Below are 24634 nucleotides of genomic sequence, written 5' to 3' on the forward strand. Positions count from 1 at the left end.
TGAGAAGGGGGCTCAGCGCGAGGTGTCGAAGACCTCGTCACGGGTGGCGGCGAGCGCGCTCTCCAACGCGCCGCGCAGCACGGGCTGTTCGGGTACCTCGCCGATGACGAGGTGGGGGCGGGCCGCGGCCAGCTCCTCCAGTTCGGACTGGACGAGCGCGCGCAGCGGCTCGCCGCCGGCGGTGAGCGAGGCGCCGCTCAGGACGACGAGTTCGGGGTCGAGGACGGAGACGAGCGAGGCCAGACCGGTGGCGAGGCGGGTCGCGTACGTCTCCAGCAGCCGCTGGTGGGCGGGGTCCTCGGAGTGCGCGGCGCGCGCGACCAGGGCGGCGGCGGCCTCGGCGTACGGGCCGCTCGGGACGTCGTGGATGCCGAGTTCACGGGCCAGCCTGGGGAGGGCCTGAGAACCGGCCAGCTCCTGGTAGCCGCCGCTGTTGGCCTTGGTGACCTGCCGTACCAGCGGGGCGCCGGGCACCGGCAGGAAGCCGACCTCGCCCGCGCCGCCGGTCCAGCCGCGGTGCAGCCGGCCGCCGAGGACGAGGGCGGCGCCGAGGCCCCCCTCGTTCCACAGCAGCACGAAGTCCTCGTGCCCGCGTGCCGCGCCGAGCCGCTGTTCGGCCACGGCGACGAGGTTGACGTCGTTCTCGTACTCCACCGGCATGGGCAGCGCGGCGGCGAGTTCGTCGAGGAGCGTCGGGGTGTGCCAGCCCGGCAGGTGGGAGGCGTAGCGCAGCCGGCCGGTGTTGGGGTCGAAGGCGCCGGGGGTGCCGATGGCGAGGCGGTGGATGTCGGCACGGGTCAGCCCGGCCGCCTTCACGGCGCCGTCGAGGGCGTCGGTGACCTGCTGGACGACCGGGGTGCCGGTCCTTCTGCCGGGGGTGGGCAGTTCGTACGAGCCGATCGTGCGGCCGGTGATGTCGGCGACGGCGGCCAGGACGCGTTCGGGGGTGACGTCGAGCCCGGCGGCGTGTCCGGCGGCCGGATTCACCTCGTACAGCTGGGCGTTGGGTCCGGGGCGGCCCTCGGTCGTGCCGCCGGCGAGCACGAGTCCGGCCGCTTCGAGCCGGGCCAGGAGCTGGGAGGCGGTCGGCTTGGACAGGCCGGTGAGCTTGCCGATCCGGGTGCGGGAGAGGGGGCCGTGCTCCAGGAGGAGGTCGAGGGCGGCACGGTCGTTCATGGCGCGCAGGGTGCTGGGGGTGCCTGCCATGTGTGCCCCTCTCCTGGGATCGGTCCGCAGCTGACTTTACGGAAGGTGACTGTTAGGAAGGTTTCCTATCGGATGCAGGGAACATAGATCCGGACCGTGGGGGAGTCAAGGGGGGATGAACGAACCGCCCCGGCAGGAAACGGAGTCGTTACCTGCCGGGGCGGTCCGGGGGCGTTGCGGGGCGGGACGTACCCGCGAAGAGGCCGGGGGCGGCGTGTCCTCCCGTGCCCGCTACTTCGCCACGCTCGGCGGCGTCAGCGGAGTGGCGGCCTGGGCCTGCGGGGACGAGGTGTTGGAGTAGGCCGACGGGGCCGCCATGCCCGCCGTCGGGTCGGGGGCCGGTTCGGGGGCCGCCGCGACGGCCGAGCCGCCGACGATGTCGATGTCCGCCGCGTCGAAGGCGTGCTTCACACGCCAGCGCAGTTCGCGCTCGACCGTCAGCGCCTTGCCCGGCATCGTCTTCGCCGAGACGCGGACCACCATCGAGTCCAGCAGCACGCTGTCCAGGCCCAGGACCTCGATCGGGCCCCACAGGAGCTCGTTCCAGGGCTCCTCCTTGCTCATGCGTTCCGCGACCTCGTCGATCGTCGACTTCACCTTGTCCAGCTCCTCGTCGGAGCGGACCGTGACGTCCACGCCGGCCGTGGCCCAGCCCTGGGAGAGGTTGCCGATGCGCTTGACCTCGCCGTTGCGGACGTACCAGATCTCGCCGTTGTCGCCGCGGAGCTTCGTCACGCGCAGGCCCACCTCGATGACCTCGCCGGACGCCACCCCCGCGTCGATCGTGTCGCCCACGCCGTACTGGTCCTCCAGGATCATGAAGACGCCGGAGAGGAAGTCCGTGACGAGGTTGCGGGCGCCGAAACCGATCGCCACGCCCGCCACACCGGCCGAGGCGAGGAGCGGGGCGAGGTTGATCTCGAAGGTGGCCAGGATCATCAGGGCCGCCGTGCCCATGATCAGGAAGCTGGCCACCGAGCGGAGGACCGAGCCGATCGCCTGGGAGCGCTGGCGGCGGCGCTCCACATTGACCAGGAGGCCGCCCAGCGCCGTGCCGTCGACCGCCTGGACCGTGCGGTTCATGCGATCTATGAGCTTGGTGATCGCCCGCCGGACCGCGACTCTCAGCACCGCCGCTATCACCAGGATCAGCAGCACGCGCAGACCGATCGCCAGCCAGGTCGACCAGTTCTGCTCGACCCAGCTGGCGGCGTTCGTCGCGCTCTCCTGGGCGTCCTGGAGCGAGGGGACGGTCGCGGTCTGGCTCTCCGAGGGAGAGGGCGACGGCGTCGCGGTCGCGGCCAGTAGGGCGGCGGGCAAGGACACGGCAGGAACCTCCAGGTGCAGCGTCCGCGGCCCGGCCGATGGTCAAGGTCACGGAAAGGTCACCGGGCGGCAGACCCACCACACTAACGGTGCATCGTGTGGGGATCGTTGCAATGTTCGGGGGAGAGACCGTGCTCACCTGGGGATGTAGTAGGCAGTGGTCTCAGGTGTGGTCGAAAACACTTCCAGCCCGTTACCGGGAGATGGTGGCGCTTCCACCAGGCATGAGGGGAGACTGACTACAGATCGTCCCGGCGCGAGCCACGCGCCGCCGACGCCCAAGGAGGCATCCGTGCCGCATGTCCTGGTCCTCAACGCGTCGTACGAGCCACTGGGCGTCGTACCGCTCCGCCGCGCGCTCGTCCTCGTCCTCGAAAACAAGGCCGTGTGCCTCGAGGAGTCCGGCGCCTTCATGCACAGCGCGACCGTCACAGTCCCCGCACCAAGCGTGGTCCGGCTCAAGCGATTCGTGCGGGTTCCCTATCGGGGGCCCGTTCCTCTGACCCGCCGCGCGCTCTTCGCCCGCGACGGGGGCCGGTGCATGTACTGCGGTGGCGTCGCAACCAGCGTCGACCACGTCATCCCGCGCAGCCGCGGGGGCAAGCACGTCTGGGACAACGTGGTGGCCTCGTGCCGCCGCTGCAACCACGTGAAGGCCGACCGGCATCTGTTCGAGATCGGCTGGCGGCTGCGCCACAAACCCGCTCCGCCCACCGGCCTGGCCTGGCGCATCATCGGCACCGGGCACAGGGATCCGCGCTGGCTGCCGTACTTGCAGCCGTTCGGCGCGGACGACGCCCTGGCCCGGATCGACGGCATCTCTGCCTGACGACGATCCGGGCCTTCGTGTTGTCCGGCGGGCGTGCCGGGTGTGCTGTCCCGGGGGTCCCCCGTGCCCCCGGGACGACAGTCATGGGCGCCTCACGCGTCCCGGGTCATGGGCGCCTCACGCGTACCGCAGCTCCGCCGGACGCAGTGAACGGCGCAGCAGCGGCAGCGCGGTGGCGGCGGCCAGCAGACAGGCCGCGAACACCGCCACCGGCGCCACCAGTGCCAGGTACGGCACCGCCGGCGAGCCGTGCGCGGAGACGACCGAGCCGTACCAGACGCTGATCGTCAGACCGCCGAGGCCCGCGACCGTCAGCGCCGGTGCCAGCGGCAGCGCGGTCTCCAGCAGGGTCGCCCGCGCGAGGACCGAGTAGGGCACCCCCGCCGCCGACTGGGCGGCCAGCCCCCGGCGCCGGGTGGCCACGGACTCCGCGGTGCCGACGGCCAGCGCGGTCAGGACCAGCACGAGGGCGGCGAGGATCACCAGGCCCGTGAGGTTCAGGCCGCCCTCGACGTCCTCGATCCGCCCGTCGTAGCCGTGCTCCCGGGAGTGCAGGGCCGACAGCAGCACCTGCCGTATCCCCAGGAAACCCGAGCCGACCACGGTCACCAGCAGCACCGCCGCATGCGTCCGCGCCGCCGCCCACGGGTCGTCGCGCAGCCGTCCCGCCGCGATCAGCACCGCCGGGCTCTTGGCGCGGACGGACAGCCCCTCGCCCAGCTGCCGGGCCGAGGCGCCGGTCAGCCACACCGCGACGGCGCCCACCAGGAGACAGAGGCAGAACACCGTGACCGGGGTGAGCGCGAACTCGAACGGCACGTCGTGGAAGGGCGTCGTCAGCACGTACACCACCAGCAGCCCGAGCAGCGCGGTCGCCACCCGGAACAGCCGCCCGGGCCCCTCGGCGGGCCGCTCCCGGCGCAGCCGGCCCAGCGGCGAGGCCACCAGCCGGCGCAGGGCGAGCACGCTCACGGCCACCCCCAGCACCGGCACCAGGACGGCCACCACGGCCATGACCGCCCAGGCCAGCGGGTCGGGCCGGTGCCACACCCGGAGCAGGGTCGGTACGGCGGCGACCGTGGCCACCGCCGAACCGGCCAGACAGGCCAGCCCTGACTCCAGCGCCGCGATCCGCCGCACCTGTCCCGGCGTGGCCCCCGCCAGCCGCAGCGCGGCCAGCCTGCGCTCGCGGTGCACGGCGCCGATCCGGGCGCACTGGCCGAGGAAGCCGAGCACCGGGACGAGCAGCATCAGCAGCGCGGTGATCACACCGATGCGGGTGCCCGGCTGGTCGAGCATGCCGTAGCCGACGGGGATGTGGTACCGCCCGCTCAGCGACAGCAGCGCGGCGACGACCAGACCGACCCCGGTCGCCAGCGCCGCCCCGACCCCCGTCAGCAACGCCCGCCACCCCTCCCGCCGGTCCGAACCCCGGGTGAGCAGCCAGGCCAGCCGGAGATCGGCACGCAGGTGCCCACGGGCGCCGGTGTGGTGCGCGTACGTCGTCACGCCGCCACCTCCTGCGGGACCGCGACCCCGTCGCTCAGCCGTATCTCGCGGTCCGCGTACGCCGCGACCTGGTCGTCGTGGGTGATCAGCAGCACCGCCGTGCCCAGCTCGCCCGCCGTGTGGGCCAGGGCCGTCATCATCTGCTCGCTCGCCAGCGAGTCCAGCGCTCCCGTCGGCTCGTCCGCGAAGACCACCTTCGGGCCGGTGACCAGGGCCCGCGCCAGCGCGGTCCGCTGGGCCTGGCCGCCGCTCATCTCGCCGGGCCGCAGCGCCTCCTGCGCCAGCACGCCGAACCGCTCCAGCCACTCCTGGGCCCGCGCCCGGGCGTCCTTGCGGGCGGTGCCCGCGAGCATCAGCGGAAGGGCCACGTTGTCGAGCGCCGTCAGCTCCGGGATCAGCTGCCCGAACTGGAACACCACCCCGAACTCCGTGCGCCGCAACTCGCTCAGCCGCTTCTCGGGCAGGGTGTGGAGCTGTTCGCCGGCATAGCTCACCGAGCCCCCGTCCGGGCGGACGATGCCCGCGAGGCAGTGCAGCAGCGTCGACTTCCCGCTGCCGCTGGCACCGGTCACGGCCAGGATCTCGCCGGCCCGCAGTTCGAGGGAGGCGCCGCGCAGGGCCTCGGTGCGGCCGTGCGCCTTCACGAGCTCGCGCGCCGCCAGGAGCGGCACTGTGGTGCTCATGCTGTGTCGACCTCCGTGGTCAGAGTGGTCAGCCGGGCCGCCGTGGTGGTCATCCAACGGAGGTCGGCGTCAAGGTGGTTGAGGGCGTAGTCCGCCGAGAGCACGGTCGCGAGATCGGCGCCCTTGGCCGTCTTGACCTGTGTGAGCTCCCGCATCCGCGCCATGTGGGCGGTGCGCTGGGCGCGCAGGTAGGCGTCCGGGTCGCCGCCGGACAGGATCGAGACGACGACCTTGGCGAAGATCTCGTTGGTGACGAAGGGGGCGGGCGGGGTGATCTCCGCGGCCCACCGGGCGAGTTCACGCTCCCCGCCGGCCGTCGCGCGGTACGTCGTCCGCTCCGGCCCGCCGTCGGACTCGGTGGCGTCGACCTCGGCGAGACCGTCGCGGACCAGGCGTTGCAGGGTCGTGTAGACCTGCCCGTAGGCCAGTGGGCGGGCCTGCGGGAAACGTTCGTCATGGCGTCGCTTCAGGTCGTAGCCATGGCTCGGCCCCGAGGCGAGCAGCCCCAGCAGGATGTGGCGGGTGCTCATGGCGATCATTATGCACTCGATACATGTACTGAGTGAATAGTGGGGCGGGTGGGCCGAGTGGATCGCCATCGCTGGACGGATCGCAGAGCGGGCCGGAACATGACGAAAAGCACGTTCTTGCCCTCCGTACGTCTGCCGCCGCGACCGCTGGGTAGGGCTGCGATGACCCCTCACGCAGCCGCACACACCAAGGAGGCCCCCGTGGCCGCACCGACCCACCCCCCGCTCCCGGCCCTGTCCAAACCCGCCGACGCCCATCTGTGCGTCTTCAGCGCCGAGGGTGCCTGCGCCGAGACCCCGCTGACCAGCGAACCGCCCCTGCCCGACGCCGAGCCCCTGACCAGCGAGCCGCCGCTGGCCGACGCCGCCCCGCTGACCAGCGAGTCCGATGCCGATGCGGAGCTGTAGATGACCGCTGCCGAGCCCCCGTCCGAGGACCTCTCCCGGCTTGCCGGGCTGCACGGCGTCGCCACCTCCTACAGTCCCGCCCCGGGCCGCACGGTCACCGCCTCGGCCACCGCCGTCATCCGGGCCCTCACCGCCCTCGGCGTCGACACCGCCGACCCCGCGGCGGCACTGGCCGCCCGTGAGCGCGAGCTGCGCGCACGGCTGCTGCCGCCGACCGTCGTGTGCTGGAGCGGCACCCCGTGCGCCGCCCTCGACGCCCTCCCTGACGGCACCCGGCTGCGCATCACGACCGAACAGGGCGAGACGCGCTCCACGGTCGAACAACTCCCGCCCGGACTGCACCGGTTGACCGCCACCGCACCGGACGGGCGAGTCGCCGAGGCCCACCTGGTCGCCGCCCCCGCCCGGCTCCCCACCCCCACCGGACGCTCGTACGGCCTGCTCGTCCAGCTCTACTCCCTGCTCTCCGGGCGCTCCTGGGGCATGGGCGACCTCGGCGACCTCGGCGAACTGACCGCCTGGGCCGGACGCGCGCTCGGCGCCGGATTCGTGCAGGTCAACCCCTTGCACGCGGCCGTGCCCGGCGCCCCCACCGACCCCTCGCCCTACCGGCCCTCCTCCCGCCGCTTCCCCGACCCGGTCCACCTGCGCGTGGAGGACGTCGACGAGTACCCGTACGTCCCGGACCGCGACCGGCTCCGCGCCCTCTCCGAACGGGCCGCGCTGCTGCGCGAAGCGGTCCTGGAGAAAGGCGCGTTGATCGACCGGGACGCGGTGTGGGAACTCAAGGGCGAGGCGCTCCGGCTCGTCCACGAGGTGCCGCTCGGGCCCGGTCGGCGCGCCGCCTACGCCGACTTCCTCGCCCAGGAGGGCGAGGCGCTGGAGGACCACGCCACGTGGTGCGCGCTGGCGGAGGTGCACGGCTCGGAGTGGCGCCGCTGGCCGGCCGCGCTCCGCGATCCCCGCTCGGCCGAAACCGCCCGCGCCCGCGCCGAGTTGATGGACCGCGTCGACTTCTGGTCGCGGCTCGCCTGGCTCACCGACGCCCAACTGGCCGCCGCCCAGCGCGCGGCCCGCGACGCCGGGATGAGCGTCGGCGTCGTCCACGACCTCGCGGTCGGCGTCCACCCCGAGGGCGCCGACGCCTGGGCGCAGCAGGAGTACTTCGCCGCCGGGATGTCGGTGGGCGCCCCGCCGGACGCCTTCAACGCCCGCGGCCAGGACTGGGGGCTGCCGCCCTGGCGCCCCGACCGCCTCGCCGAGTCGGGGTACGCGCCGTACCGGCGGCTGCTGCGCGCGCTGTTCCGGTACGCCGGCGCCCTGCGCATCGACCACGTCATGGGCCTGTTCCGGCTCTGGTGGGTCCCGCAGGGGCTGCCGCCGACCGAGGGCACCTACGTCCGCTACGACGCCGAGGCCATGCTCGCCGTGCTGGTGCTGGAGGCGTCACGGGCCGGGGCGATGGTCATCGGCGAGGACCTCGGCACGGTCGAGCCCGGCGTACGCGAGACGCTCCGCGAGCGCGGGGTGCTGGGCACGTCGGTGCTGTGGTTCGAGCGGGACTGGGAGGGCGACGGCCGTCCGCTGCCGCCCGAGCGCTGGCGGGCCGACTGCCTCGCCACCGCCACGACCCACGACCTGCCGTCCACGGCCGCCCGGCTCACTGGTGAGCACGTCGAACTCCGGCACCGGCTGGGGCTGTTGACGCGGGGGCTGGCCGAGGAGCGGGCCGAGGCCGCCGCCGACACGGGGGAGTGGCTGGAGGTGCTGGCACGGCTGGGGCTGCTGCACGGTACGGGCGGTGGGCACGGTGCGTCGACCGAGGAGGCCGAGGTGCAGGCCGTGCACCGGTTCCTGCTGCGGACGCCCGCACGGCTGGTGGGGGTGTGGCTGCCGGACGCGGTCGGGGACCGGCGGCCGCAGAATCTGCCCGGGACGTGGGACCAGTACCCGAACTGGCGGTTGCCGATCGCGGACGCGGAGGGGCGGGCGGTGACGTTGGAGGAGCTGGCGGGGGAGCCCCGCTTGCATGCGTTGGTGGAGGTGCTGCGGGGGAGAGGCGTGGACGGGGGCGGGTGAGCGGGGGCGGGCGGGTGCCGGACGGTGGGGCGGGAGGTGGCGCCGGCCCGGGGCCGTGCCGGACCGGACCGGGCGGATGGACGGACGGCTGCCTCATACGCACCCCCGGGCGCGCGGGCTCGATCCGCGTTAGATACTTTGGCACCGTGGACAAGAAGAACGCCCTGCGCGCCGGTGCTCTGGCTGCCGGTACGACGCTGATGATGCTGCTCATGACGTCTCCCGCGCTCGCGCTCACCCGGGACGACGGTGACGACCCCGGCTCCGGTCTGAGCGTCATCGACACGCTGGGTCTCTTCGTCGCGGCCCCGCTCGTGATCTTCGGGGTCATCGCCGGCCTCGTGCTGGTCCTGGACCGGTCGAAGCCGGAGCAGCGGGTGGCCGTGCCCAAGACCGAGGCGAAGGCCAAGGCCAACGCCTGACCGAGCCCGGGGCCGAGGTTGCGGCTCCGCGGCTCACCGCACGTTTCCCGAGGGCGCCGGCCCCGTCGTACGTACGCGCATCCGCCGTACGTGGGCGAGGCCGGCGCCCTCGGTGTGTGCTCAGGAGGTTGAGGGGCTGGGTGCCGTGAGGTACCGCTGCACCGTCGGCCCCAGCCACGCCACGATCTCGTCGGGGTGCAGCGCCACCACCGGCGGAATCCGCAGCACGTACCGGGTGAGCGCCAGCCCCAGCAGTTGCGAGGACGTCAGCGCCGCCCGCGCCGGGACCTGCTCGGGATCGGGGCACACCTGACGGGCCACCGGCAGCAACTGGTCCCGGAAGATGCCCTGCATGCGCTCGGCCCCGTCCTGGTTGGTGGCGCCGACCCGGAGCAGGGCGGTGAGGACCTCGTCGTCCTCCCACATGTCCAGGAAGTGCCGTACCAGGACCTCGCCGACGTCCTGCGGGGACAGCCCGCCGATGTCCGGCAGCCGCAGGTCGACGGCGACGGCCGCCGCGAACAGGCCCTCCTTGTTGCCGTAGTAGCGCATCACCATCGACGGGTCGATCTGCGCGTCCTTGGCGATGGCGCGGATGGTGGCCCGCTCGTACCCGTCGGTGGCGAACCGCTCCCGGGCCGCGGCGAGGATCGCGTCGCGGGTCGCCTCGGAGCGGCGGGGGCGGGGGCGGGGGTTCGTGGTAGGGGTGCCGGTCATGCCCGCAAGCGTATGCCAACGCATGTTTGCCAACAAGTGTTGACTTCGTTGTGCGTCCGCATCTACTCTCGTCAACGAGCGTTGGCAAACAATCGTTTGCATACGATCGTTGGCATACGGGCGTTGGCAAACAGACGTTGGCAATCAAGTGTCGGCGGACAGGCGCCGGCAACAGGAGGCCCCCATGAACGGCACCGGCACTGGCATCGGCACTGGTACGGGTACCGGCACCCACCGCACCACGCACCCCGTGATCGTCGTCGGCTCCGGCCCCACCGGCCTGCTCCTGGCCGGCGACCTGGCCACCGCCGGTGTCCCGGTCGTCCTGGTCGAGAAGCGCCCGCACAAGATCAGCAACCTCTCCCGGGCCTTCGGCGTCCACGCCCGCACCCTGGAGCAGCTCGACGCCCGCGGCCTCGCCGACGACCTGCTGGCCACCGGCGACACCATCACCGGCCTGCGCCTCTTCGGCCGGCTCTCGCTCGATCTGGGCACGCTGGAGTCCCGCTTCCCGTTCCTGCTCATCACCCCGCAGTACGAGGTCGAGCGGCTGCTGGAGCGGCGGGCGCGGCAGGCCGGGGTGGAGTTCCGGTACGAGAGCGAGGTCGTCGGGCTGCGGCAGGACGACGCCGGCGTCGATCTCGACGTACGCGGTCCGGACGGGGTGACCGCCACGCTCCGCGCGGACTACGTCGTCGGCACCGACGGCCACCACAGCGCCGTGCGCCGGGCGATCGGGGTGGACTTCCCCGGGGTCGCCGTCATCAAGTCCCTCTTCCTGGCCGACGTCCGGCTCGCCGAGAAGCCCGAGGGGGTGCTCACCGTCAACGGGGCGGACGACGCCTTCGCGATGATCGCCTCCTTCGGCGACGGCTGGTACCGGGTGATGGGCTGGAACCGGCGGCACGAGGTGGCCGACGACGCCCCGCTCGACCTGGACGAGATCAAGGAGGTCACGCGCCGCGCCCTGGGCACCGACTACGGCATGCACGACGCCCGCTGGCTGTCCCGCTTCCACAGCGACGAGCGCCAGGCGCCGCGCTACCGGGTCGGCCGGGTCTTCCTCGCCGGGGACGCCGCGCACATCCACTCCCCGGCCGGTGGCCAGGGCATGAACACGGGTCTCCAGGACGCGGCCAACCTCGGCTGGAAGCTGGCGGCGGCCGTCCAGGGCCGGGCCTCCGAGGGGCTCCTCGACAGCTACGAGGCCGAGCGGCACCCGGTCGGCAAGGCGGTGCTGCGCAGCAGCGGCGGGCTGGTCCGGCTGGCCCGCGCGCAGAACCCCGCGCTGCGTCTCGTGCGGGGCCTGGTGGCGGCCTTCGTCAACGCGGCCCCGCCGGTGCAGCGCAAGGCGCTCGGCCAGGTCTCCGGCATCGGCTACCACTACCCGGCCCCGCGCGGCGCCCACCGCCTCACCGGCACCCGCGTCCCCGACGTCGCGCTGCGCGGCGGCGGCCGCCTCTACGAGGCCCTGCGCGGCGGCCGGTTCGTGCTGATCACCCCGGAGGCCCACGACGGACGGGGCGCCCGCGAGGACCTGCTGACCGTGGACCGCTGGGCGAGCGACCGCCGTACGACCGTGTTGGTGCGGCCCGACGGATACGTGGCCTGGGCGGCGGACGCCGCGGATGCCGCGCAGATCGAGGCGGCGCTCGCCGCCCACGTGGGGGGCTGAGGGGCCGCGGGCCGCTATGCCTGGTGGCCCGCCCCTTCCGTACCCGCCAGCAACTCCCGCAACAGGTCGGCCAGTCGGTCGGCCTGTTCGTCGTCCAGGGCGGACAGGGCCGCCGCCTCGGCGTCCAGGCCGGCGCCCACCGCCTCGTCGACGGTCGTCAACCCCTTGTCGGTCAGGGTCACTTGGAGGCCGCGGCGGTCGTGGGGGTCGGGGGAGCGGCGGATCAGGCCGGCGCGTTCCAGCTTGTCCAGGCGGCCGGTCATGCCGCCGGTGGTGAGCATCAGGGTGCCCGAGAGCTGGCGCGGGGAGAGGGTGTAGGGCTCACCGGACCGGCGCAGCGTGGCCAGGACGTCGAACTCGCCGCGGGCCAGGCCGTGGGGGGCGTAGGCCCGTTCCATGCGGTCGCCCATGGCGCGGGAGAGGCGGAAGATCCGCCCGAAGACCTCCATCGCCTTGGTGTCGAGGTCGGGCCGGACGGCCGCCCACTGGTCGACGATCGCGTCGACGGGGTCCTTGCGCGGTGCACTCATGCGGAGAGTATCCGCCCGGTTCCGGTCGCCCGCAAGAAAGTGGATTGACAGTAAGTAGCTTAGCGCTAAGCTAATGACTACCAAGTGACCTTCAGAAGGGTGCCGTCGTGAACCGCGCCGCGACCGTCCTGCTCACCGCCCTCGCCCCCGTCTCCTGGGGCACCACCTACGCCGTCACCACCGAGTTCCTGCCGGCCGACCGCCCCCTGTTCACCGGACTCATGCGCGCCCTGCCCGCCGGCCTGGTCCTGCTCGCCCTCGCCCGGGTGCTGCCGCGCGGCATCTGGTGGGGGAAGGCCGCCGTGCTCGGCGCGCTGAACATCGGGGCCTTCTTCCCGCTGCTGTTCCTGTCGGCGTACCGGCTGCCGGGCGGGATGGCGGCGGTCGTCGGGTCCGTCGGGCCGCTGTTCGTGGTGGGGCTGTCGGCGCTGCTGCTGGGGGAGCGCTCCACGACCCGGAGCGTGCTCACCGGCGTCGTGGCGGCCTTCGGCGTCAGCCTGGTCGTGCTGAAGGCGGCCGGGGCCCTCGACCCCGTCGGTGTGCTGGCGGCCCTCGCCGCCACCGCCTCCATGTCCACCGGCACCGTGCTCACCAAGCGCTGGGGCCGCCCCGACGGCGTCGGTCCGCTGGCGCTCACCGCCTGGCAGCTGACCGCGGGCGGGCTGCTCATCGCGCCCCTCGCCTTCCTCGTCGAGGGCGCCCCGCCCGCGCTCGACGGACCGGCGATCGGCGGCTACCTCTACCTCGCGCTCGCCAATACGGCCGTCGCCTACTGGCTGTGGTTCCGCGGCATCGGCCGCCTCACCGCCACCCAGGTCACCTTCCTCGGCCCGCTCTCCCCGCTGACCGCCGCGGTCGTCGGCTGGGCGGCCCTCGGACAGGCGCTCACGCCGCTCCAGCTCGCCGGGATGGGGCTGGCGTTCGGGGCGACGGTGGCCGGACAGCTCCGGCAGCGGACCCCCGCCGTGCCCGCCCGATCGTTCAGTTCTGCTGAAAAGAACGCCCGGAAAGATGCGACGGGCGTGACAGGTCCGGCGCTGCGACGGTAGATCCTCGTCACCTCCCGTGCCCCGCACGACAGCGTGCCGCCCGTCCAGCAGGCCTTCCGGCGCTGGATCGCCGCCCTCGCGGCCGTGGCCCCCTTCGGGGCGCGGCGGGCCTGGCGGCAGCGGGCGGCGATCCGCCGGCACCCCGGCTTCGTCGTCCTGGCCTCGCTCCTCGGCGTCACCGTCCACGACACCCTGGCGAGCCAGGCCGGATCGACCACCCCCCGCCGCCACCATGGGCGTGATCACGGCCGCGTCACCGGTGCTGACGGCGCTCTTCGAGCGGGCCTCCGGGGTGCGGGAGGCACGACTGCCCGCAGCGGGGCAGCGGCGGTGGCCGGGCCCGCCCAAGGGCCGCGGGGAACTGCGCGATCAGCCCCCACCGGCCCGCACGCGCGCCACGAGCTGTCGCACCCAGGACATGACGAGGGGCGCCCGGCATCGCACCGGGCGCCCCTCGTCGCTCGTACCGGCTACTCCGTCGCCGCCGCGTCCGCCGCCTGGGCCTTCAGGGCCCGTTCGACGCCCGCGCGGGACTCCGAGACCAGGCGGCGCAGGGCCGCGTTGGGCTCGGCGGAGGACAGCCAGGCGTCCGTCTTGTCCAGAATCTCCTGGGAGACCTGGATCGACGGGTAGAGGCCGACCGCGATCTGCTGGGCGATCTCGTGGGAGCGGGTGTCCCAGATGCCCTTGACCACCTCGAAGTACTTGTCCGTGTACGAGGCGAGGAGCTCGCGCTGGCCGGTCTGGACGAAGCCGCCGATCACGGCCTCCTGCACCGCGTTCGGGAGCTTGTCGGACTCGACGACCTGGGACCAGGCCTCCGCCTTGGCCTCCTCGGTCGGGCGGGACGCGCGGGCGGTCGCCGCGTGGCGCTCGCCGGCCGCCGTCTTGTCCCGCTCGTACTCGCCGGCGATCTCGGCCTCGTCGAAGCGGCCGACCGCCGCCAGGCGCTCGACGAACGCCCAGCGCAGCTCGGTGTCGACGGCCAGGCCCTCGATCGTCTGCGTGCCGTCCAGCAGGGCCTCCAGGAGGTCCAGCTGCTCCGGCGTACGCGCCGTCGCCGCGAACGCGCGCGCCCACGCCAGCTGGTGGTCGCTGCCCGCGGTCGCCGACCGCAGGTGCGCCAGGGTGGCGTCCGTCCAGCGGGTCAGCAGCGTCTCGCGGGCGGCCGGGGCGGCGTACAGCTCGATCGCCAGCTTCACCTGGCGGTGCAGGGACTGCACGACACCGATGTCCGACTCCTTGCCGATGCCGGACAGGACCAGGGACAGGTAGTCGCGGGTCGCGAGTTCGGCGTCGCGGGTCATGTCCCAGGCCGACGCCCAGCACAGGGCGCGGGGGAGGGAGGACTCGAAGTCGCCGAGGTGTTCCGTCACGAAGGCGAGGGACTGCTCGTCGAGGCGGACCTTCGCGTACGACAGGTCGTCGTCGTTCAGCAGGATCACCGCCGGGCGGCGCTTGCCCACCAGCTGCGGTACGGCCGTCAGCTCGCCGTCGACGTCCAGCTCGACGCGCTCGTCGCGGACCAGCTTGCCGCTGTCGTCGTCGAGCTCGTACAGGCCGACCGCGATGCGGTGCGGGCGCAGCGTCGGCTCGCCCTTCGCGCCCGCGGGGAGGGCCGGGGCCTCCTGGCGGATGGCGAAGGACGTGATGACGCCGTGCTCGTCCGTCTCGACCTCGGGGCGCAGGATGTTGATGCCGGCGGTCTGGAGCCACTTCTGCGACCAGGTGCTCAGGTCACGCCCGCTGGTCTCCTCCAGCGCGCCCAGCAGGTCCGACAGACGCGTGTTGCCGAACGCGTGCCGCTTGAAGTACGCCTGCACGCCCGCGAAGAACTCGTCCATGCCGACGTACGCCACGAGCTGCTTGAGAACGCTCGCGCCCTTGGCGTAGGTGATGCCGTCGAAGTTGACCAGGACGTCGTCCAGGTCACGGATCTCGGCCATGATCGGGTGCGTCGACGGGAGCTGGTCCTGGCGGTACGCCCACGTCTTCATGGAGTTGGCGAACGTCGTCCAGGAGTGCGGCCAGCGGCTCTCCGGGGCGTACGCCTGGCAGGCGATCGACGTGTACGTGGCGAACGACTCGTTCAGCCACAGGTCGTTCCACCACTCCATGGTCACGAGGTCGCCGAACCACATGTGGGCCAGCTCGTGGAGGATCGTCTCGGCACGGACCTCGTACGCGGCGTCCGTCACCTTCGACCGGAACACGTACTGGTCGCGGATGGTGACCGCGCCCGCGTTCTCCATCGCGCCCGCGTTGAACTCCGGCACGAACAGCTGGTCGTACTTCTTGAAGGGGTACGCGTAGTCGAACTTCTCCTGGAACCAGTCGAAGCCCTGCCGCGTGACCTCGAAGATCGCGTCCGAGTCGAGGAACTCGGCCAGCGAGGGGCGGCAGTAGATGCCGAGCGGGACGGACTGGCCGTCCTTCTCGTACACGCTGTGGACCGAGTGGTACGGGCCGACGATCAGCGCCGTGATGTACGACGAGATCCGCGGGGTGGGCTCGAACTCCCAGACGTCGTCCTTGGGCTCCGGCGTCGGGGAGTTGGAGATGACCGTCCAGCCGGTCGGCGCCTTCACGGTGAACTGGAAGGTGGCCTTCAGGTCCGGCTGCTCGAAGGAGGCGAAGACGCGGCGGGCGTCCGGCACCTCGAACTGGGTGTACAGGTACGCCTGCTGGTCGACCGGGTCGACGAAACGGTGCAGGCCCTCGCCCGTGTTGGTGTACGCGCAGTCCGCCACCACGCGCAGTACGTTGCGGCCCTCCAGCAGGCCGGGGAGCGCGATGCGGGAGTCCTTGAAGACCTCGTCCGGGGCGAGCTGGTCCCCGTTGAGCGTCACCTCGTGGACCGTCGGGGCCACCAGGTCGATGAAGGAATCGGCTCCGTTCTCGGCCACGTCGAAGCGCACCGTGGTCACGGACCTGTAGGTACCGCCCTCTTGCGCGCCGGAGAGGTCGAGATCGATCTCGTACGACTCGACGGTGAGCAGCTTCGCTCGCTGCTGAGCCTCTTCGCGAGTCAGGTTTGTGCCAGGCACGCGGTCATCTCCTCGTTATGGGTAGGTTCGGCGGTTCCGACATCCTTCCACGGGAGCTGCACGAAACGCGATGTCCGGAACCCGCCGGTGACCGGCGAGGACACCCGGGATCGTGGAGCACATGACCACCTACACCGCACGCCCCATCCCCCCGTCCGCTCTGAAGGAGCTCCGCTCCACCGACGACTCGGGGCGGGAGATGGTTCCCGTGACCGACGAGGAGGGCGGAGCGCCGCTCAGGTGCTGTCTGCGGCGCAGTGTCCCCGGGGAGCTGATCGCCCTGGTCTCGTACGCCCCGCTGCGCCGCTGGGCGGCGCGGACGGGGGCCGAGCCGGGGGCCTACGACGAGCAGGGGCCCGTCTTCGTCCATGCCGAGGAGTGCGCCGGGCCCGAGGGGGAGGGCTATCCGTTCGCGAACGCTCACCGGACCGTCCGCCGGTACTCCCGCGACGGGCGCATCCTCGGCGGCGAACTGGTCGACGCCCTCGACGACGATGCCTTCCACCACGCGTTCGACGACCCGTCCGTGGCGCTCGTCCACGTCCGGGCCGTCGAGTACGGCTGTTTCCTCTACGAGGTGCGCAGGCCCGCCTGAAGGGTGTCGCGGAACACCCTTCAGCCCTTCAGCTCCGCCGCCACCAGCTCCGCGATCTGCACCGCGTTCAGGGCCGCGCCCTTGCGCAGGTTGTCGTTGGAGACGAACAGGGCGAGGCCGTTGTCGACGGTCTCGTCGCGGCGGATGCGGCCGACGTACGAGGCGTCCTTGCCGGCCGCCTGGAGCGGGGTCGGGATCTCGGAGAGCGCGACGCCCGGGGCGCCGGCGAGCAGCTCCGTGGCGCGCTCCGGGGAGATCGGCCGCTCGAAGCGGGCGTTGATCTGCAGGGAGTGGCCGGAGAAGACCGGGACGCGCACACAGGTGCCGGAGACCTTCAGCTCGGGGAGCTCCAGGATCTTGCGGGACTCGTTGCGCAGCTTCTGCTCCTCGTCGGTCTCGTTGAGACCGTCCTCGACGAGGTTGCCGGCGAAGGGCAGCACGTTGAAGGCGATGGGGCGCTTGTAGACCTGCGGCTCGGGGAAGTCGACCGCCTCGCCGTCGTGGGTCAGCTTCTCGGCGTCGGCGGCGACCTTCTGGACCTGGCCGTGCAGCTCCGCCACGCCCGCCAGGCCGGACCCGGAGACCGCCTGGTAGGTGGTGGCGACGAGGGCCTGGAGGCCCGCCTCGGCGTCCAGGACCTTCAGGACCGGCATCGCGGCCATGGTGGTGCAGTTCGGGTTGGCGATGATGCCCTTGGGGCGGTCCGCGATGGCGTGCGGGTTGACCTCGGAGACGACGAGGGGCACCTCGGGGTCCTTGCGCCAGGCCGAGGAGTTGTCGATCACGACCGCGCCCTGCGAGGCGACCTTCTCGGCCAGCGCCTTCGAGGTCGCGCCGCCCGCGGAGAACAGCACGATGTCCAGGCCCGTGTAGTCGGCCGTCGCCGCGTCCTCCACCGTCACGCCGTCCAGGACCGTCCCCGCCGAGCGGGCCGAGGCGAACAGGCGCAGCTCGGTGACCGGGAACTCCCGCTCCACGAGGATCCTGCGCATGACCGTGCCGACCTGGCCGGTGGCTCCGACGATTCCTACCTTCACGACGACTCCTTCTACGTGGCGGGTGCGTGGCCTGGACGTTTCCATCATGCGTCTCTTACCGGCCGGTGTGTCCAATCGTTTGCCCGAGGGGTGGGACGCCACTCCTGTCAGGGACGCAGTTCCAGCGTCCACTCGCCGAGGGACCGGACGTGGAGGATCGAGCCCGAGATGCGGTGCGGGCCGGAAGAAGCGGTGAGTTTCCGGTGCGGGAAGAGATTTTCGTCCAGTTCGAAGACATGGATCATGGCCGTGCCGACGACCACCAGCTCGGCCTCGGGCCCGGTGTGACGTACGACTCCATACCAGCCACCCGGCGTCCGCGCGCCGAGCACGGGCGCCGCACTCAGCGGGGCGGGCTCCAGGCGCCACTTCGTGTCCTCGGCGGCACGGACCGTGATGAAGCAGGTACCGCCGGGGTCGACCCACACCGGCCCGAGCGTGGGGCGACGGCGGCCGAGGGTGTCGGCGATCGTCGCGGACCTGCCGTAGGGGTGATTCAGGGACCATGCGCTCAGATGCTCGTCGTCGCCGCGTGAGGTCCGCTGCACCGTCATGAGCGTGGGCGGCCCCTGGTAGCGCAGGACGCTGCTGCCCCGGCCCTCGGCCGGACCGGTGAGCAGCGGCGCCTGCTCCTCGGGCAGCAGCCGCAGCGTCCAGTCGCCCGCGCACTTGACCCGCACGGTCTGCTCGGCCCTGCCGTCGGCGAACAGGACGGCCATGCCCCGGGTGCCGCGCTGGCGGCCGGTGAGCCACTCGTCCTCGTCGCCGTACTCGTCGACGATCCGCACTTCGAGGCTGTAGTCGGCCTTGGCGCCGGGGAAGTCGTACTCGACCAGCGCCGGACGCCCGGGGCGGGGGTTGAGGAGCGTGACCGTCTTGTCGCCGCGGCCCTGGTAGGCGCCGGTCTGCCGGCCCGCGGACGGGTCGCGGACGGGCAGCGGCTTCGCGGTGAGCTCCCAGTTGCCGTCGCCGTGCTCGATGACGAGCAGCAGCGGGCCGTCGGGGACCGGGACGGTCTGCTTGAGCTTCCCGATCTCGTTGCACAGCATCTCGTGCTCGTCGAGGTCGTCGAAGTGCTCGGCCTCGTGGCAGTTCAGCACGAACCACTCGCCGCGGTCGGCGCCCCCGTCGAAGCGGACCTTCACGTCGGCCATCGTGCCCCGGTAGGCGATGACGTCGACGCCGCGCCCCTTGAGTGTCTGGGTGCCCAGCTCACGGGCCGCCGACAGCGGCAGGACCCTGATGGTCCAGTCGCCGTCGTAGTTGACCTTCATCCGCAGCGGGCGGTCGCGCGGGGGCTGCACCAGGGCGCGGCCGTGGAAGTCGCGCAGGGTGGTGTTGAAGACGGTGTCCTCGTCCTTGTTGCGCCGGTTCAGCGTCTCGACGAGGAGCCAGTCGTCCCCCCGGATCTGGGCCTCCACGATCACCGGTCCGGGCGGCAGCGGTACGTCGACGGAGACGACGCCGTTGCCGCGCCCGCTCTGGGTGTGGGGCGGGAAGTCGGCACCGAGGGCCTGCGGCGCCGGCACGGGCAGGGACGGCGTGGACGGCACGGTCGGCGTGGACGGTATGGAGGGCACGGGCGGTATGTGCGCGGGCACGGCCATGGGTGCGTCCGTCTTGGAGACCGCGGCGTACGCCATCGTGGGCGGAGCCGCCGGAGCCGCCGGAGCCGCCGGAGCCACTGGGGCCACCGGCCCCGGCATCACCGGAACCGGGTCCTGCGCCACCACGATCCCGAAGTCCGTCGCCAGTCCCGCGAGCCCCGACTCCCACCCCTGCCCGACCGCCCGGAACTTCCACGCCCCGTTGCGCCGGTAGAACTCCCCGAGCACGAACGCCGTCTCACCGGCGGCGTCCGTCACGTCGTAGTGCGCGACGATCGTGCCGTCGGCCGCGACGGTCTGGAGCGCGAGCCCCGGCACCGCCCCGAAGGTGCCGTCGTCGCAGGACGCGGCGACCAGCACCCGCTGCACCACCGGCTCCACCCGGGGCAGGTCCAGCTCCAGCCACTCGGCGAGCTGGTCCACGCCGTCGCCCGTACCGAGGTGCCGTACCGCGCCCGACGGGTGCGCGGGCTGGTTGTGGAAGACGAGGTCGGCGTCGCCGCGCACCTTGCCCGTCGCGTCCAGCAGCAGCGCCGAGACATCCACGGCGGGCGTCCCCGGCACCTTGCGGCGGCAGACGGCAACCCTCAGAGGACCGGTGGGGACAGGGGTGTTGGCCCCCTTCACGATGTGCGTCATGGGGCTCATGGTGACAGTGAAGATCACGTGAAGAAACAATTCCGGGAATCGGGCCGAACGTTTCCGCCCGCACCGGCGTCATAGAGGAAACGCGGCGAGGAGAGGGGGAGCTGTGCTGCGCAGAAAGGCCCGCCGCGGCCAGGGGGACAGCGTCCATGACGGGCCGGACGACCCGCTCGACGCGGCCCAGGAACGCCGGGTGCGAGCCGTGCTCGCGCTCGGCGGCGTACCGCAGGCGGACCTGCCGGACGGGGTGCAGCAGGTCCGCCTGCGGTTGCTGGAGCGGGCGGCCAAGGGGTACGAGGCGCCGCGCGACGTCTCCGCGTGGGCGGCCGTCGTCGCCTCCAACCTCGCCATGGACTGGCACCGCGCCAAGCGCCGGCAGGAGCGCATCGGCGAACGCCTCGCCTCCTTGCGGCAGTTGGAGCACCCCTCCGGCGAGGACACCAGCGTGCTCTCGCTCGCCGTCGCCCAGGGACTGGACGAACTCCCCGACGCCCAGCGCCAGGTCGTCGTCCTGCGCTTCTACGCCGACCTCCCGGTGCGGGACATCGCCCAGGAACTCGGCGTCCCGGAGGGCACGGTCAAGAGCAGGCTGCACACGGCGGTCCGCGCGCTGCGCGCCCGTCTGCACGAGGACGAGGTGGTGTGACATGACCGCCGAACACCGGGACGTCGACGCGCTGATGGCCGCGCTCACCGACGCACCACCGCCCGACGGCACGGACGCCGCGTTCCTCGCCGAACACCGCAAGGCCACCGCCGACATCGCCCTGCTGCGGGAACAACTCGGCCTCATCGGCGACGCGCTGGCACAGCAGCCGCGCCCGGCGCCGCGGCCCGCTCCGGTCCGTCCCTCACGGGCCCGGCGCTGGGCCCCCCGGCTCGCCTACGGCACCCTCGCGGTCGCCGCCGCGGCCTCCGTCGTCACGGGGCTCGGCTGGCTGATCGCGACGGGCGGCAACAACGCCGCGGACGCCGGGAGCAGCGCCAGCGACAAGTCCCAGCCCGGCGCCGACGCAGCCCCCCGCTTCGGCAGCCCGCACTACCTCGCCTGCACCCGGCTGGTCGTCGAGGGCACGGTCGCCTCGGTCGAACGCCTCTCGGACCAGGTGCAGTTGCGGATCACCGTGGACGTGGCCCGCTACTACAAACAGGACGTGAAGGGACCCGAGCAGCTGACCTACGTCGTCGACGACACCTTCGTGCAGGGCCTGCACAAGGGGGACGCGGTGCTGTTCGGGGTCCTCAAGGGCGACGCCGTGCCCGACCACTGGGTGGTGGGCGAGAAGGAGGTCGCCCGCGAACGGGCCTGGGTCCAGGCGTCGTTGCCGGAGTCGCGCGGCCTGCCGTGCGCATGAGAAAGGGCGGGCGCCCCTGCGGACGCCCGCCCCACTGCCGTACTCAGCCGTTACGGCGTGACCTTCTCGATCTTCACGCTGCCGATGCCCGCGACCGTGCCGCGCGCGTTCACCAGCTGGACCTGGCCGAAGAACTCACGGCCCTCCGGGGCGGGCGCCGCGGCGGTGACGCTCGCGGTGACGTCCGCGGAGTCGCCCGTGCCCAGCTTCACCGCGGCCGAGTCGTCGACCGTGACGGTGCCGAGCGCGGCGGAGAAGAACACGTCCTGGTAGTCGTACTCGGTGGAACCGGCGGGCACCGAGTAGCCGACGACCTCGATGGTGTAGGTCCCGGCGGCCGGGGAGGCGATCGAGACGGCCTCCTCCGAGTCGCCGTCGGCGGACTGGCCGACCTGGGCGCCCATCGAGTCGTAGACCGTCAGGTCGAGGTCGGCGGAGGCGTCGGAGACGTTGCCGATGACCACGTCGAGCGACTTGGCGCCCTCGGGCACCTCGACCGTGGTGGTCTGGGTGGCACCCTCGGCGATGGACGGACGGGCCGACTTGGCCGAGCCGAGCGGGCCGCCGACCAGCTTGCCGTCGAGGGCGGCGAACTTGTTCGTCACCTTCCAGGAGGCGGCGACCGGCGTGCCGACCTTGGCCTCGGGGACGGTCACGGTCTCCGGGGCGAAGGCCGCGCCGAGGACGGCGACGTCCAGCTTGTACGGGTTGTCGAGCAGCGGCGACGTGCGGCGCGACTCGACCTCGATCTCCCAGACGCCGGCCTGCGGGTCCGCGTACGAACGCACGTCGGGCTTGCAGCCGTTGCCGTCGAGGTAGTTGTTGTAGCAGTACGGCGTGGAGGTGTTGTCGACCGGCGTGCCGTACGGGTGGATCGCGATGAACCGGGTCTGGCTCTTGTCCTTCAGCCCGCCGATCGCGACCTCCAGGGACTTGGCGCCCTCCGGCACGGTCACGAAGTACGACTGCGTGCTGTTGCGCTGCACGGTGTTCGCCGCGGACCAGGTGTACTTCACCGGCGAGGAGACCACGACCGTGTTCAGGATCTGCTTGTCGACGCCCTCGGTGCGCGGGTCGTCGACCTCCAGGATCGCGCTCTTGAGGCCGGCGGACGGCGACTTCGCGGTGATCTTGACGGTGACCGGCTTGTTCAGCTCCAGCCGGACCAGGTCCGAGCCGGCGATGGAGAAGGTGCCGGAGGCGTTGTTGCGCAGGCTCAGCTCGTGCCACAGCGGGCGGTCGGGGCCGGAGGTACGGGTGATGGTGACCTCGTACGACTTCTTCACGCCGGCCTTCAGGCCGCCCTCACGGTCGTAGATGCCGGTGCCGTAGCCGGGCGTCTTCAGCAGCTGGTCGAGCGCGGTGTCGACCGGGGCCTTGACGGTGTAGTCGTGGGCGGTGGCGCCGTCCCGGATGGCGTCCCAGGCGTCCACGATGTTGATGAGGCCCGCGCCCTCCTCGTACGCCTGCACACCCTTGATGTGGTCGGCGGTCGAGGTCAGGGCGGTGCGCAGGTTCGCCGGGGTGAGGGCGATGCCCTTCTGCTTCGCGGCGGAGAGCAGCAGCGCCGAGGCGCCCGCGGCCTGCGGGGAGGCCATCGAGGTGCCCTGGAGCATGGAGTAGCCGGCCGGCAGCGAGTAGCCCGCCTCGGCGACCGGGGAGCCCGGCAGCCAGGTCTGCGTGGTGTTGATGGAGGCACCCGGCGCGGACAGGGTCGGCGTGAACCCGCCGTCCTCACGCGGACCGCGCGAGGAGAACGGCATCATCGCGTACTTCTTCTCCACGGCCGAGCCGTAGTTGGAGGCCCACGTCGCCTTGGAGATGGCCGCGCCGACGGAGATCACCTTGTCGGCCAGACCGGGGTCGCCGATGGTGTTCGCACCCGGGCCGGAGTTGCCCGCGGAGATCACGAGCTGCACACCGTAGGTGTCGATGAGGCGCGTGTAGAGCTCGGCGCGCGCGTTGTTGCCGTCGTTCAGCGCCGGCAGACCGCCGATGGACATGTTGACGATGTCGACACCGCGCTTGGTGACGAGGTCGATCATGCCCTCGGTGAGCGCGACGTTGGTGCAGCCGCCGGTCCAGGTGCAGGCACGGGACGAGACGATCTTCGCGCCCGGGGCCGCGCCGTTCATCCTGCCGCCGAACAGGCCGTTGGCGGAGGTGATGCCGGCGACGTGCGTGCCGTGCTCGGACTCGATGACGCCGATGTTGACGAAGTCCCGCTTCTGGCCGACCCAGTCGCCGCCGTACGGGTCCATCGGGACGTCCTTGCGGATCTCCACGACGAACGGCTGGCGCTCGACGACGTCGGTGGACGGGTTGTCGGTACCGAAGTAACCGATCTGGTAGCCGTCCTTGTACGGCTTCATCGCCTCGTCGTCGGTGAAGTCGTTGTTGTTGTTCAGGTCGACCCGGACCGTCCCGGCCGCGGCGTCGTAGAGCACGCCCCAGGAGTCGGTGGTGTCGCCGTCACGGTTGGCGTCGCCGGCCGCGTCGCCGCCCTTGGTGTACGACTCCAGGAAGGTGCTCACGGAGTACGAACCCGCGGGCGCCGTCCAGGTCTTGCCGCCGTAGGTGAAGGTGGGGCCCGAGACGCCGGTGACCTGCGGACGCCAGGTGCGGTCGCTGTCCAGGATCGGGTCGGTCGCGGTGACCCAGTCGACGATCTTGCGCTCGCCGGTGGTGGTCTTCTGGAGGGCCGGGTGGCCGAGGTCGACGCCCGAGTCGAGGATGCCGATGGTGATGCCGCGGCCGTCCGCCTTCGGGTGGTCCTGCACGAAGTCGACGGCGCCCGTCTCGAAGGACGGGTTGTACGGGTTCTCGGCGGGGGTGTTCTTGCCCGGCGCCGGGTAGGTCGTCGCCGTCGCGGAGGAGGCGGCGCCCTTCGCGGTGTCGGCGGACGGCGTCGGGTCGTCGAGCGCGATCTCCTGCCGCAGGTCGATGCCGTGCACGGAGGAGAGCTTCGCGGCGGCCGCGATGGCCGAGTCGGCCTTCGAGGTCGGGACGGTGGCGCGGACGTAACCGAGCTTGTCGTACGTCTTGCCGACCGAGCCGCCCTTGACCGCGTCCAGCTCCTCGGCGACCTGCTCGGTCTTGCCGGGGGCGGTGGCGACCATCAGCGTGACGTTCTTGTCGCCGTCGGCCTTGGCCTCGGCGAGGAGGTCCGCGTCGTCCGAACCGAGCTTGGCGTCGGCGGACTTGACGCCCGGGTCGGCCGCGGCCGGCGTGGCGTCGTCGGCGGAGAAGGCCATGGGTATCGGCCCGGCCGCGGAGAGCGCGGCCACGAGCCCCGCTGCCACGGCTATGCGCACCACGCGTCTCGCGCCGCCCGATATCGGATCGCGCTGGGGGGTGAGGGTCATCGGCATCCCTTGTAGGTAAA

At 72.4% G+C, this 24634-nt stretch carries 20 protein-coding genes and 1 pseudogene; 10 read left to right on the plus strand and 11 right to left on the minus strand.

Going from position 1 to position 24634, the window contains the following annotated elements; translation table 11 throughout:
* Positions 1-12: 12 nt before the first annotated feature.
* Together DI272_RS32675 and DI272_RS32680 are read right to left on the minus strand one after the other, a co-directional pair.
* Positions 13-1206 carry an ROK family transcriptional regulator gene (locus DI272_RS32675; protein ID WP_109498767.1) on the minus strand — a complete coding sequence of 398 codons (1194 nt, stop codon included), beginning with the start codon at positions 1204-1206 and terminating at the stop codon, positions 13-15.
* Positions 1207-1437: 231 nt separating this feature from the next.
* Positions 1438-2532 carry a mechanosensitive ion channel family protein gene (locus tag DI272_RS32680; protein ID WP_109498768.1) on the minus strand — a complete coding sequence of 365 codons (1095 nt, stop codon included), beginning with the start codon at positions 2530-2532 and terminating at the stop codon, positions 1438-1440.
* Between the two features lie 292 nt (positions 2533-2824).
* Here DI272_RS32680 and DI272_RS32685 point away from each other — a divergent pair, with 292 nt between their 5' ends.
* Entirely contained in the window at positions 2825-3361 is a 537-nt protein-coding gene (locus DI272_RS32685) for an HNH endonuclease (RefSeq protein WP_109498769.1), read from the plus strand.
* A gap of 117 nt (positions 3362-3478) precedes the next feature.
* On the opposite strand, the gene DI272_RS32690 is transcribed toward DI272_RS32685, so the two are convergent.
* The 3 genes from DI272_RS32690 to DI272_RS32700 are packed head-to-tail and all read right to left on the minus strand — an operon-like array spanning position 3479 to position 6083.
* Positions 3479-4870, minus strand: coding sequence for an FtsX-like permease family protein (locus tag DI272_RS32690; protein WP_258314753.1), 1392 nt, complete (start codon positions 4868-4870; stop codon positions 3479-3481).
* Positions 4867-5553, minus strand: coding sequence for an ABC transporter ATP-binding protein (locus DI272_RS32695; protein ID WP_109498770.1), 687 nt, complete (start codon positions 5551-5553; stop codon positions 4867-4869). The genes DI272_RS32690 and DI272_RS32695 overlap by 4 nt, the downstream gene beginning before the upstream one ends.
* The gene (locus tag DI272_RS32700; protein WP_109501174.1) at positions 5550-6083 is read right to left on the minus strand and encodes a PadR family transcriptional regulator; all 534 of its coding nucleotides are present in this window, start codon (positions 6081-6083) and stop codon (positions 5550-5552) included. Before DI272_RS32700 ends, DI272_RS32695 begins: the two co-directional genes overlap by 4 nt.
* A gap of 201 nt (positions 6084-6284) precedes the next feature.
* On the opposite strand from DI272_RS32700, the gene DI272_RS32705 reads away from it, so the two are divergent.
* The 3 genes from DI272_RS32705 (at position 6285) to DI272_RS32715 (ending at position 8992) form a co-directional block, all read left to right on the plus strand.
* Positions 6285-6491: a hypothetical protein gene (locus DI272_RS32705; RefSeq protein WP_109498771.1), complete on the plus strand. Its 207-nt coding sequence runs from the start codon at positions 6285-6287 to the stop codon at positions 6489-6491.
* Positions 6492-8570, plus strand: a complete 2079-nt coding sequence (malQ, locus tag DI272_RS32710) for a 4-alpha-glucanotransferase (RefSeq protein WP_109498772.1) — start codon at positions 6492-6494, stop codon at positions 8568-8570. It begins immediately after the preceding gene.
* Positions 8571-8716: 146 nt separating this feature from the next.
* The gene (locus DI272_RS32715) at positions 8717-8992 is read left to right on the plus strand and encodes a hypothetical protein (protein ID WP_109498773.1); all 276 of its coding nucleotides are present in this window, start codon (positions 8717-8719) and stop codon (positions 8990-8992) included.
* Positions 8993-9112: 120 nt separating this feature from the next.
* On the opposite strand, the gene DI272_RS32720 is transcribed toward DI272_RS32715, so the two are convergent.
* The gene (locus tag DI272_RS32720; RefSeq protein ID WP_109498774.1) at positions 9113-9709 is read right to left on the minus strand and encodes a TetR family transcriptional regulator; all 597 of its coding nucleotides are present in this window, start codon (positions 9707-9709) and stop codon (positions 9113-9115) included.
* Positions 9710-9893: 184 nt separating this feature from the next.
* Here DI272_RS32720 and DI272_RS32725 point away from each other — a divergent pair, with 184 nt between their 5' ends.
* Positions 9894-11384 carry an FAD-dependent monooxygenase gene (locus DI272_RS32725; protein ID WP_109498775.1) on the plus strand — a complete coding sequence of 497 codons (1491 nt, stop codon included), beginning with the start codon at positions 9894-9896 and terminating at the stop codon, positions 11382-11384.
* A gap of 14 nt (positions 11385-11398) precedes the next feature.
* Here the strand turns inward: DI272_RS32725 and DI272_RS32730 are convergent, their stop codons facing one another.
* A complete protein-coding gene (locus DI272_RS32730; RefSeq protein WP_109498776.1) occupies positions 11399-11914 on the minus strand; it encodes a MarR family winged helix-turn-helix transcriptional regulator in 516 nt (171 codons plus the stop codon).
* A 107-nt stretch (positions 11915-12021) separates the two neighbouring features.
* Here DI272_RS32730 and DI272_RS32735 point away from each other — a divergent pair, with 107 nt between their 5' ends.
* Both DI272_RS32735 and DI272_RS45685 read left to right on the plus strand, forming a co-directional pair.
* Positions 12022-12963: an EamA family transporter gene (locus DI272_RS32735; RefSeq protein WP_109498777.1), complete on the plus strand. Its 942-nt coding sequence runs from the start codon at positions 12022-12024 to the stop codon at positions 12961-12963.
* Positions 12964-13261: pseudogene (locus tag DI272_RS45685) on the plus strand (EamA family transporter); the annotation flags it as partial.
* Between the two features lie 172 nt (positions 13262-13433).
* On the opposite strand, the gene pepN reads toward DI272_RS45685, so the two are convergent.
* Positions 13434-16010, minus strand: coding sequence for an aminopeptidase N (gene pepN / locus DI272_RS32745; RefSeq protein WP_109498778.1), 2577 nt, complete (start codon positions 16008-16010; stop codon positions 13434-13436).
* 121 nt (positions 16011-16131) lie between these two features.
* Here pepN and DI272_RS32750 point away from each other — a divergent pair, with 121 nt between their 5' ends.
* Positions 16132-16605, plus strand: a complete 474-nt coding sequence (locus DI272_RS32750) for a DUF1203 domain-containing protein (RefSeq protein WP_109498779.1) — start codon at positions 16132-16134, stop codon at positions 16603-16605.
* Between the two features lie 20 nt (positions 16606-16625).
* Here DI272_RS32750 and DI272_RS32755 read toward each other — a convergent pair whose 3' ends face one another.
* A complete protein-coding gene (locus DI272_RS32755) occupies positions 16626-17642 on the minus strand; it encodes an aspartate-semialdehyde dehydrogenase (protein WP_109498780.1) in 1017 nt (338 codons plus the stop codon).
* 107 nt (positions 17643-17749) lie between these two features.
* Positions 17750-19888: a TerD family protein gene (locus DI272_RS32760; protein WP_258314754.1), complete on the minus strand. Its 2139-nt coding sequence runs from the start codon at positions 19886-19888 to the stop codon at positions 17750-17752.
* 112 nt (positions 19889-20000) lie between these two features.
* Between DI272_RS32760 and DI272_RS32765 the strand changes: the two genes are divergently transcribed.
* Positions 20001-20540: a sigma-70 family RNA polymerase sigma factor gene (locus DI272_RS32765; protein ID WP_109498781.1), complete on the plus strand. Its 540-nt coding sequence runs from the start codon at positions 20001-20003 to the stop codon at positions 20538-20540.
* A 1-nt stretch (position 20541) separates the two neighbouring features.
* Entirely contained in the window at positions 20542-21249 is a 708-nt protein-coding gene (locus DI272_RS32770; protein WP_109498782.1) for a hypothetical protein, read from the plus strand.
* Between the two features lie 50 nt (positions 21250-21299).
* Here DI272_RS32770 and DI272_RS32775 read toward each other — a convergent pair whose 3' ends face one another.
* A complete protein-coding gene (locus DI272_RS32775) occupies positions 21300-24614 on the minus strand; it encodes a S8 family serine peptidase (RefSeq protein ID WP_109498783.1) in 3315 nt (1104 codons plus the stop codon).
* Positions 24615-24634 lie beyond the last annotated feature (20 nt).

This window comes from Streptomyces sp. Act143 (genome assembly GCF_003143935.1).
In the GTDB taxonomy this organism is placed as follows: domain Bacteria; phylum Actinomycetota; class Actinomycetes; order Streptomycetales; family Streptomycetaceae; genus Streptomyces.